Raw genomic sequence first — 10,906 nt, 5'->3', positions numbered from 1 at the left:
GGGCGCGACCGATGCGGCAGCCGAACCGGAGCCCGGCGCCCCGGAGACGGCGACGGTGATCTCCCCGCGAAGTTGATCGCCCGACGGCCTCCACGTCTCGGTGTGGCGGACCGTGAGATCGCGTCGGTAGAACTTCGAGACGATCCCGGGCAGCAGGTCGCGACCCAGGTCCTGGGTGGTGGTGACCCGCACGGTGTGGTCGTCGTCGACGACCAACGACTCCAGCGCGGTGCTGCCATTGAGGGTCTGGAGCCGGGCCAGCCAATACTCCTCGGCGCTGAAGGCGGCATGAACCTGGTCGACGCTGGCGGGCGAGTCGACCGAGACATCGAACGATCGAGGCATGACGGTCCTAAACCGGTTCCTGGCCCGGCACCGCCGAACTCTTGGCCAACAAGCGGTCCGCCATGCGGCCCGCGAAAATCCGCGCCTGCTCCAGCTGTTCGGGCTGCACGTTCGTCGGCGGCAGCCGAAGACCCAGAGACCGCTTGCGATATTCGCCTGTGCCGAGATAGCTGGTCAGCGCCAGCATGGAGCGGAGGTTGTCCCCAGGGTAGGTGAAATGGATTTCGTCGACATACCGGCCGCCCTGCTCCTCGGCGAGTTCACGCACCCCTTCGAGGTTGGCCTGCCAGAACGTGCGGCACACCACAAATACTGCAAACGGCTTGCCGGACAACAACTTACCTGCCTCGTCCGACTTGAGGAACGAACGCAGCGGCATGCTGACGTTATCCCACCAGGTCGGCGATCCGATCAGGATCAGGTCGTAGTCGGCGTCGCGCACCGTGTCCGGAGTCTGAATCTGGCCGGTCTCGTTGCGTTTCTGGGCTTGGAGCACGCTGAGCATGTCGGGCCACACCCGACGCATCGGGAAGCGGGAGAACTTCTCGGAGTACTTCGGGTCGGTGAATTTGATCTCGGCTTCGCTGACCTCGCAACCTCGGCTACGGAAAACCTCCCCCGCAGCGTCGAGGACCTTATGGGCCTGCCCGGTGTACGAGTAGTACAGCAGCAAGATCCGCGGCGGCCGCGCGCCGCCACCGGCATTGGTCGTATCCGTCATGGCTCCTCCATCTCCAAATGTCGCACACTAGGCTTGGGCGCCGTGACCGACAAAGTTTCCATCGACCTCAGCGGTCCGTCGCAGACGATGCTGACCACCCTGTACTGCAAGGCACTGGACGCCGACTGGGATCGGCCGATTTTGGGTGACGAGTACGCCAAGGCGGCGGTGGCCCGAATCGACTACGACTGGGGTGAACTCAAAGTCGCCGACCGCTGGACGCCGCTGGTGACGGTGCGGACCGCCCAATTCGACGTGTGGGCCACCGAGTTCCTGGCCGCTCATCCCGACGCCACCGTGATCCACGTCGGCTGCGGTCTGGACAGTCGGGTGTTCCGGCTGGATCCGGGGCCGGGCGTGGAATGGTACGACGTCGACTATCCGGCGGTAATCTCGTTGCGCGAGAAGGTTTTTCCGAGTCGACCGAATTACCATCTGGTCGCCACGCCGGCGACCGACCCGTCGTGGCTGGACGAGATCCCGGCCGACCGGCCGACATTGCTGCTCGCCGAGGGCATCAGCATGTACCTGACCGAGGACGACGGCATCGCGCTGCTGCAGCACGTCATCGACCGGTTCGGATCCGGCGAGATCCAGATCGACTACTACAGCAGCCTGGTGGTCCGATCGCAGAAAACCCACCGCCTGCAACGGCAGTCCGGTTCGAAGTTGTACTGGGCGGTCAACCGGCCGTCCGACGTTCTCGATCGTCTGTTGGGCGCCCGATTGGTCGCCGGGGTGACGTTTTTCGACGCCAGCACGTTCGGTCGCGCGTCGGGAGTGTTCCGGTTGATGCGGCAGTTGGTCCGGCCCTTGCCGGCGCTGCGCCGAACCTTCCAGTACCACCGCTACGCCTACGGACCGGTTAGCTGACGACTGCGTGCTGCTCGGCGACCTCGCTCAGCAGCGTACGAATGGCCTCGATCGACTTCTCCGGCTCCGGCCCGTGTGAGTGGTATTCGACGTTGAGCTGTTCGGCGTAGATCTGGGTGAAGTAGATCTCGATGCCGGCGCTCACGGCAAAGTACAACTCACCGTGGGTGGCGGTGACTTCCACGCCTTTGGGTGTGCGCACCGGGGGTACCAAACCGTTGTCGGACAACAGAACAACGTCGGGCATACCCGGCGCGTTGCCGACGTACTGCGGGCTGAAGTGCAAGCGGGACTGCTGGATCACACCCTCGTCCAGATCCCCTTTGAATGTTGACGCGATGTCGCGGGCAAGCTCGACCACCGTGGTCTTCTGGTTGATCTCGGCGAGGTAGGTGCCCAGCCCGACCGGGTTCGTGCATCCGGTCGCCGACACCGGTGGTGACAGGAAGTAACGCAGATCGACGGTGTAGATGAACGGCACCGGGATGTTCACCCTGCCCCGCACCTGCCACTCCGCGATCAGGATTGCCGCCGACAGCACCGCGTGTAGTCCCAGCTTTTCGGCGCGGCAGAGCTCGACGATGGAGTGCGTCTGGCTTTCGCTGAGCCGGCACGACACCATCGGAACACGCACGGGCGAAGCGGGTTTCGCGCCGGTGTCGCCGCGCCGCGACGGCGGCAGGTCGTAGGCGAACAGCGCCGGCATGAACCGCTCGATACCCGAACGCGGCCCTTTCTGGATGCCCCGGTCGGCGAGCACGGTCTCGATCGGCTCCGGTGCGGGCTGCGCGGTCACCGGACCGGTCTTCCCGTTGGTGACCAGATCGGTGTAGAAGGACAGCAGTTCCTCGATCAGGCCGTACATGTGGTGACCGTCGGCCAGTGCATGGTGGACATAAAGCGTCGGATGCGCTTGCCCGTCGCGGATGAACAGGCGCAGATGCACCAGCGATTCGCCCTGATCGAAATGCGGCGGCGGGTTGTCGGTGTGCGACGCGTCGACCTCGACGACCTCGAGTCCCGAGTGCATGAGGTCATCGGCGACCAGCTCGTGACGGCCGTCGGCGCCGCGTTCGAGGCGCGCGGTCAGCACCGGATGCGCCTCGAGTAGCAAGTCAAAGGCGTCTGTCAGCGCATCGACGTCAATCGGACCTTCGAGGTGCGCGGATAGGCCGACGAAGTTGTGCGTCTCAGCGAGCATTTCCTCGCTGAGCGCCAGCTTGCGAATGACCGACGATGGAAACACGGTTGCCTTTCTACCCTCGTCGAGATCTACGACAGGTCAACGAGTTCCATTTCGTCACTGCCGGAGTCCATCTCGTCTTGCGCGAGCGCTTCCCGAATCAGCTCCAACAATGTCCGGGAGAACCCGCCGGCAAGTGACTGCACAGTGGCCGCGTCGACCCGCCGGCTGTCGTACCACCAGTCCAGATGCAGCACACCGGCCGTACGGAAGACCCGCAACTCTATTCCGTGGCCGAGGCCCGGAATCGCTTCGCGCACCGGCAACGCGGTGTCGGAGTCGAATCGGACCGCGACGTCCTCGCCCAGCGGCGGCAGATCGGGGATCGTGCCGATGTAGGAGAAGAAGATGTCGGCCGGACCGGCAGCGCCAAGCCGCCGCGCTGTCGGGGCATACAGGTAGCGCAGCAGTCCGTAGCCGATTCCGTAGTGCGGGACGGCAGTCAGCGTGTTGTGCACACCGTCGAGCAGCTGCTTGGCGTCGTCGTCCTTGGCGCAGGTGAGCGCGATGGGATAGATGGTGTTGAACCAGCCGACGGTGCGGCGCAGGTCGACGTCGGGCTTGAGCACCGACCGGCCTTCGCCGCTGAGGTCGACGGCGACGCTCCCCTCACCGACCTGGTGAGCGATCGTCCGACCCAATGCGGCCAGCAGCATTTCGTCGATCGGCACCCGCAGCCGTCGGCGGGCATCGTCGATCTCGGTGGTCTCCGCGACGGTCAGCGACGACGCGCTCCGGGCCAGGTCCGGCAGGCCCGGAGCTCCGCCGGTCTGCTCGCTTGCCACCTTCAGCGTGGACGCCGTCGCGGTCTTCAGCCAGTAGTCGCGGCTCTCCACGACCGCTGGGTGGACGGCCAATGCCGCGCAGCGCTGCGACCATTCGGTCCACGGCGTCGTGACCGGTTGCAACGCAATCTCTTCGCCGGCCAGTTGTTGCCCGAACGCGGTGAAGATATCGGTCAACAGGATGTCGCGCGACGCGTTGTCGGCCACGATCGCCCGCACGCTGATCGCCAGGTAGCACGCGCCGCCGGGCACCCCACGGACATAGGTCGCGATCAACGGGTTGGACGGATCCTGTTGGCGGACGACGTCTATCAGTGTCGACAGCAGCGCATCGCGTTCCTGCGGCGTGCCTGGTTTGATGTCTTCTGGCAGCGAGCGGGTGGCCAAGTCGGCGAAGTCACCGGGCTCACTGATCACCTGCTCCCACGTGCCCGCGCGTTCGACGAGTCGCAGACGCAACGCGTCGTGGTGGTTGCGCAACGCGGTCAGCACCGCGCAGACGTCGTCGACATGTACGTCGGGACGCAGTTGCAGGATCAGCGGAACGCGCCACTGCTCATGCTCACGCACGCCGTGCTCGAGGAAGTACGAGATGTTCGGCGGCACCGGCGGATGCGTGACGTCACCCGGTGACTGCCGGGCCAGGCCGCCGGCCGCATAGCGCGCTGTCAACGCCTTGGCCAACGCGGCAACCGTTTGGTTCTCGTAGAGATCCTGCGGGGTGAGGTCCAGGCCTTCGTTGGAGGCGGTCATCGCGACGCTGATCGCGACCAGCGAATCGCCGCCCAGCTCAAAGAAGTTCGCGTTGCGTTCGACATTGGGCAGACCCAGGCATTGGCTCCAGATGCGTTGCAGGGTCGCTTCCATCGGCGACTTACCGGATGTGGTGGCCTGCGCAGCCTCAGGACCGCCGGTCGGCGCAACGGCGGCCCCGTTGGTCGCCGCGGCGTCGCCCGTCCACGTGGTCTGACGGTGCTCGATCCAATGCCGTTGCCGCTCGAACGGATAACCGGGCAGCGTGAGAAGCCGGCCGGAATGCCCACCGCGCAGCGGCGCCCAGTCGATGTCGACCCCGGCCGCCCAGAGTTGCCCCAGCGCCAACAGGAATGCGTCGCGGTCGTCGCGGTTCTGGGCGTGGTGGCGCATCAGCCGGACCGCATGGTGCCCGGTCGACCACTTCGGGTGCCGCGTCGCCGACGCGGTCAGCGTGCCGCCCGGTCCGACCTCGACCAGGACGCGGCTCGGATCGCCGAGCAGCACGTCGATTTCGTCGGAGAATCGGACCGTCGAGCGCACCTGTCGCGCCCAGGTTGCCGCGTTGGTTGCCTCACTGGCGGCCAACCAGGTCCCGGTGACGTTGGACAGCAACGGAATCTGCGGTTCGCGCAGGGTCTGGCGGGACAGGAAGCCGGTGTATTCCGGGATCATCGAGTCCATCAGCCGCGAGTGGAACGCGTGCGACGTGCGGACGCGGCGCGCCACGATGTCCTTGTCGGCGAGGCGTTCGCTGAATTGGCGAATGCCTTCCTCGGATCCGGCGACGACGCAGCCGCCCGGCTCGTTGATGGCTGCGATGTCGACCTCGCCATTGAGGTATTCGGCCACTGCCCCGGGGCTCAGCGCCACCGCGACCATCACGCCACGCGGTGCGGCGTGCATCAGCCGGGCGCGCATCGAGACCACCTTGATGGCCGTCTCGATGTCGAAGACCCCGGCGATGGTGCCCGCGACGTATTCGCCGATGCTGTGCCCGACCATCGCCGTCGGACGCACGCCGTAGCTCTCGATCAGCTTGGCCAGCGCGTACTCGACGGTGAACAGCGCGGGCTGGGTGCGGTCGGTGCGTTCCAGATTGCGCGCGGTGCCTTCGAAGATCTCCGCGCGCAGGTCGACACCGAGCTCGTCGTTGAAGCCTGCGGCGCACTGGTCGAAGTGCTCGGCGAACACCGGCTCGGCGTCGTAGAGGCCGCGTGCCATCCCGATGTGCTGCGCGCCCTGACCGGGGAACAGGAAGATCACCTGGTCTGAATTATCTGTTTTCCCAGCGAATTCGCCGACAAAGACGTTGTCGTTCTCGGCGGTCTCCAGCACGGTTCTCGCGTGCTGTTCGTCGTTGACGACCGCGGCCATCCGGATCTTCTCTTTGCGGCGGCGGCCGAGGGTGTAGGCGACGTCAGCCAGGTTCAGCGCGTCGTCGCCGGAGATTTCGGCGGCCAGCGACTTGCGTGACTGCTCAAGCGCTTCGGTGCTTCGCGCCGACATCAGCAGCACCTGCGGGCCGGACGCGGGGGTCGAGGCCGGGACGGGTGGCGCTTCTTCGAGCACCACGTGCGCGTTGGTGCCCCCGACGCCGAACGAGCTTACCCCGGCGCGCAGCACGCCGTCCCATTCCCATGGGCCGTATTCGCTACGGACCTTGAAAGGCCCACGCTCGAGATGCAATTCGGGGTTCGGGCTGGTGTAGTGCAACGTCGCGGGAATCGCCCGATGCTTGAGGCACAGAATGGCCTTGATCAGGCTGGCAATACCGGCGGCGGACTCCAGGTGCCCGATGTTGGACTTGACCGAGCCGACGTAGCACGGGCCGGAGCGGGTCTCCTCGGATACCTCGAAAGCCTGTCGCAGGCCTTCGATTTCGATCGGGTCACCCAGCGGCGTGCCGGTGCCGTGCGTCTCGATGTAGCTGATTTCGCTGGCGTCGACCTCGGCGATCGCGTGGGCCTCGGCGATGACATCGGCCTGACCGGCCGCGGTCGGGGCGGCGTAGGTCATCTTCGTCGAGCCGTCGTTGTTCAGCGCCGATCCGCGGATCACCGCGTGGATCCGGTCGCCGTCGTCGACGGCATCCTGTAGAGACTTGAGCACAACCACGCCGACACCGCTGCCGAAGATCGTGCCGTCGGAACGGGCGTCGAAGGGCCGGCAATGACCCGTCGGCGACACCATCGAGCCTGGGGCATACCAATACCCGACGTGATGCGGGATGCGCAGCGACGCACCGCCGGCCAGCGCCAGCTCGCACTCGCCGTTCAGGATGCTCTGGCAGGCCAGGTGGACGGCGACCAACGCCGACGAGCAGGCCGTCTGCACCGACAGCGCGGGCCCGCGGAGGTTCAGTGCGTACGCCACCTTGGTGGCCAGGTAGTCCTTGTCGTTCTGCAACGACAGATTGACCATGTCGAAGGTAATACCCTGTCCCATAACCACATTCGGGTCATAGTTGGACATGATGTTGTGCAGCAGGTAGCCGCTGGTCGTGCTGGTCGCGTACACGCCGACCGAGCCCTCGATCTCGGCGGGGTCGTAGCCGGCGTCCTCGATCGCGTGGAACGCAGTCTGCAGGAACAGCCGGTGCTGCGGATCGGTCGAGCGTGCTACCTGCGGAGTGAAGCCGAAGAAGTCGGCGTCGAACTCGTCGATGCCGTCCACCAACGCCGCGCGCCGCACATAGGCGTGATTCGCCAGCGATTTCTCCGGGATGCCCTCGGCCAGCAGGTCATCTTCGGCCAGCGTGACGATCGACTCCTCGCCACGGCGCAGGTTGTCCCAGAATGCCGACAGCGTGTTGGCGCCGGGCAACCTGGCCGCCATGCCGACCACCGCGATCGCGTTGGGCGGCAGTTCGCTGTTGCTGGTCACACTCGATCTCCTACCTTTCGCCTGGCGGCGGCACGCTGCCGGGCCGCGGCGCGCTGCTTGGCTCTGTCACGAACCCCGCTGCCGCTGTCAGCCTTGTCCCCTGCCTCCAGGCCCAGCTGACGGATAAGGTCGGTGGTCAGCGCGGCCAACGAGGCGCCCTGCAACAGCAGTGCCACGGGCGGTTCCACACCGAAGTCGCCGCGGACAGTGTTGCGGATTCGGACCGCCATAAGCGAATCCATGCCCAATTCGGTCAACGGCTGATCGACGTCGAGTGTGCTGCCTTTCGGGTAGCCCATGATGGCCAGGATGCGGCCGCTCAGTCGCGCGATGACGACCCGATTGACTTCGGCAGAGTCCATCTCGCGCAACGCGTCGGGGCCGGCCCAATCGTCGTCGTCGCTGTCGATGTCGAGTTCCTCGGCCAACTTCGCGAAATAGCCGAGTTGCTGAATCTCGGGGAACGCGGCCGCGGCCCGATCCAGCCGAAGCCGGGCCACCCCGATGTTTGTCGGCTGCCCGGCCAGGATGGCCTCCAGCGCCTCGATGCCCTCGGCCGGCGAAATGGGATCCAGCGCACTGAAGGTCAGCGAGCGGGCCACCCCGATGTCCGACCACTGGCCCCAGTTGATCGTGGTGGCAGCCAATCCCGACGCCCGTCGCCAATCGATCAGGCCGTCGAGCCAGGCGCTCGCGGCTGCATAAGCACCCTGCCCGGGCGCTCCCAGCAGTGACGATGTTGAGGAGAAACCGACCCACCAGTCGAGTTCCTTGCCGACGGTGGCGACGTGCAGCCGCAGGGCGCCAATGGCTTTCGGTGCCCACACCCGCTCCAGGCTGTCCTGGCTGAGGCCGGCGACGATCTGGTCGTCGAGCACCACGGCGCTGTGCATCAGGCCCCGCAACGTCAGCCCGGTCTCTTCGGCCGCGCTCACCAGCCGCTCGGCGACACCGGGTGCGGCGATATCGCCTAGCACCACGGCGATCTGGGCACGCTGCCCGAGTTCGTCGAGCAGAGCTTGTGCGTCCCCAGACGGCTGGGACCGTCCGTTGAGGATAACGCGGCCGGCGCCGCTGTCGACCAGCCAGCGCGCCATGGCCAAGCCCAGCCCGCGGAGACCACCGGTGATGATGTAGGAGCCGTCCGGCCGGACCACCGTGTCGGTCTTGGCGGTGCGCAGCGTGGCACGGGAAAGCCGCTTGGCGTAACGCTTTTCACCACGCCAGGCGATCACATCGTCGCCGGCCAGCCCCAGCTCGGCGGTCAGAGGTGTCACGGCGTCACCGGACAGGTCGACCAACGTGGTGCGTAGGTCTGGATGCTCGTAGGCCAGCACCCGGATCAGACCGGTCAGGGCGCTGATCGACGGGTCGCCCGACTCACCGTCATTGACGGCCAGTCCCTCGCGGGAGACCACCCACAGCCGTGGCGGCTTGCCGTGCCATCCGGTCAGGATGGTGCGCACCGTCGACGCGAGGCCCCAGGTAAGGGCACGGCCGCGGCCCGCAGCGTCACCGGTCTCGGAGCCGTCGAATCTCTGCCGGCCCGCGAAGATGACGACGCCCACCGGCGGGAGCTCGGCGTCCCCTGCGGCCTGCGAGAAGGCTTCCAGGACTGCCGACTCCTGTGACAGGTCGGCGGCGACGACCCGTCGGGTCGGTGAGCCGAAGGTGGCGACGAACTCCTTGGCCACCGCCTCGGCTTCGGCGCCGCCGTTCAGCACCAACCAGCTACCGTCCGGTGCGGAAGCCGGGTCCAGCGGGGTCTCGACCCATTCGGTGTCGAAGATCTTCTGCTCCAACGGCAAGGGCACACTGCGGCGCTGCACACGTTGCAGATAGATACCGGTGATCTCGGCGGTCGGAGTACCCGCCTCGTCGGTGATCAGGACGCGGCCCATGATGCCGGAACCGTCGCCGTCCGGGTTGACCAACTCGGCGCGGCAGCGGGCACGACGCCCGACCTCGCCGAACACCCGGATCTTCTCGAATGACACTGGGAGATAGGTCGCGTCGTCGGAGTCGGCCAGCGACTCGCTGGACAGCGCGGCGGCCAGCCCCTGCAGTGCCGCGTCGAGCAGCACCGGGTGGATGCGGTATCCGCGGTGGCCGGTCGCCTCGTCGGGCAGGACGATCTCGGTCTCCGACGTGCCGTTCGGCCGCCGCACGATGCGGGTCAGCGCGGCGAACGCCTGCCCGTGGTGCAGGCCGGTGGCGCGCAGCGCGGAATACAGGTCCGCGGGCGAGAGCACCGTGCCGGGCTCCGATGACGCGGCCGGGACCGTCGGTGCTTCCGATTGCCCCACTTCGACTTTCGCGACGGCGTGCCGGATCCAGGCGCCGTTGGCCGAGCGTGAATGGATCTCGACGCGGATCTCGTCGCCGTCCTTCTCGCCGCGGGTCAGTTGCGTGGTGAGCTGGGTCGAGTCGTTCAGCGGCAGCATCTGCTCGACCTCGACGCCGACCGACACCGACTGCGCAGGCAAGCCGAGCGCTTCGCTGGCGGCGGCGAGGGCAATCTCGCCGAACCCGGTGCCGGGCATGACCGGTTGGCCATGCACCTTGTGGTCGAGCAGGTAGGGAATGAGTTCGAGTCCGACGTCGGCGGTGAAGACGTGGTCGCGACCGGACGGCAGTTCGACGTGCGTGCCCAGCAGTGGGTGTGCACTGGCCGCCTGCCGGGTGGTCGCCGTCGGCGCCGCCCAGTAGCGGACGTGCTGCCACGGCGTCGGCGGTAGGTCGATCAGTTTCTTTGTGCCATCGGCAGTTTCCGACGCGGCGATCGACGGCGGCCGAATCGTCGCCAGTTGGGTGTGGAACGTGAGCGTCTCGGGGTTGTCGCGAGTCAACGTTCCCGCAACCTGGGCGCCGCCACGCGGCTTGGCCGACTCCAGCGTGCCGTTGATGGCGTGACTGAGCAAGGGGTGCGGGCTGACTTCGACGAACGCAGCGTGGCTCTCGGCGGCGGTGGCCACCGCCTGGCTGAACCGCACCGGGTTACGCAGGTTCACCACCCAGTACTCGGCACTGAAACTTGGGATTTCGGCATCGCCGCCCTTGCCCACCGTGCTGATCAACGGAATCTTCGGCGTCATCGGCTTCAGGTCAGCCAGCGCGACCTTGAGGTCGGCCAGGATCGGGTCAACCGTCGGGTGGTGCGAGGCCACGTCCACCTCGACGCGCCGCGCCAACTTGCCCTGGGCGTCGACGACGGCGATGACCGCATCGACCTGTTCGGGCGGGCCGGCGATCACCGTCTGCTCCGGCGCGGCATACACCGCCACCGTGACATCGGGGTAC

The 10,906-nt window shown here is 66.7% G+C and carries 6 protein-coding genes; 1 reads left to right on the top strand and 5 read right to left on the bottom strand.

Annotated elements, in window-relative coordinates; translation table 11 throughout:
• On the bottom strand, nt 1-345 hold a 345-nt coding region (locus tag WAN02_RS14885; RefSeq protein ID WP_422264971.1), incomplete at its 3' end, for a DUF2505 domain-containing protein.
• Between the two features lie 7 nt (nt 346-352).
• Nucleotides 353-1,066, bottom strand: coding sequence for a flavodoxin family protein (locus tag WAN02_RS14880; RefSeq protein WP_422264970.1), 714 nt, complete (start codon nt 1,064-1,066; stop codon nt 353-355).
• Between the two features lie 42 nt (nt 1,067-1,108).
• On the opposite strand from WAN02_RS14880, the gene WAN02_RS14875 reads away from it, so the two are divergent.
• Entirely contained in the window at nt 1,109-1,939 is an 831-nt protein-coding gene (locus WAN02_RS14875; RefSeq protein ID WP_422264969.1) for a class I SAM-dependent methyltransferase, read from the top strand.
• Here WAN02_RS14875 and WAN02_RS14870 read toward each other — a convergent pair.
• The 3 genes from WAN02_RS14870 to WAN02_RS14860 all read right to left on the bottom strand — a co-directional run.
• Complete coding sequence (locus tag WAN02_RS14870) at nt 1,932-3,185, bottom strand: phthiocerol/phthiodiolone dimycocerosyl transferase family protein (protein WP_422264968.1); 1,254 nt, start codon at nt 3,183-3,185, stop codon at nt 1,932-1,934. The genes WAN02_RS14875 and WAN02_RS14870 overlap by 8 nt on opposite strands.
• A 26-nt stretch (nt 3,186-3,211) precedes the next feature.
• Complete coding sequence (locus WAN02_RS14865) at nt 3,212-7,606, bottom strand: type I polyketide synthase (protein ID WP_422264967.1); 4,395 nt, start codon at nt 7,604-7,606, stop codon at nt 3,212-3,214.
• A partial coding sequence (locus tag WAN02_RS14860) for an SDR family NAD(P)-dependent oxidoreductase (RefSeq protein ID WP_422264966.1) occupies nt 7,603-10,906 on the bottom strand: 3,304 nt, incomplete at its 5' end. The genes WAN02_RS14865 and WAN02_RS14860, both read right to left, overlap by 4 nt.

Source organism: Mycobacterium sp. (assembly GCF_049281135.1).
Lineage (GTDB): Bacteria > Actinomycetota > Actinomycetes > Mycobacteriales > Mycobacteriaceae > Mycobacterium.
The sequence above is the reverse complement of the archived record's forward strand: the minus strand, read 5'-3'. Positions and strand labels throughout refer to the sequence as shown.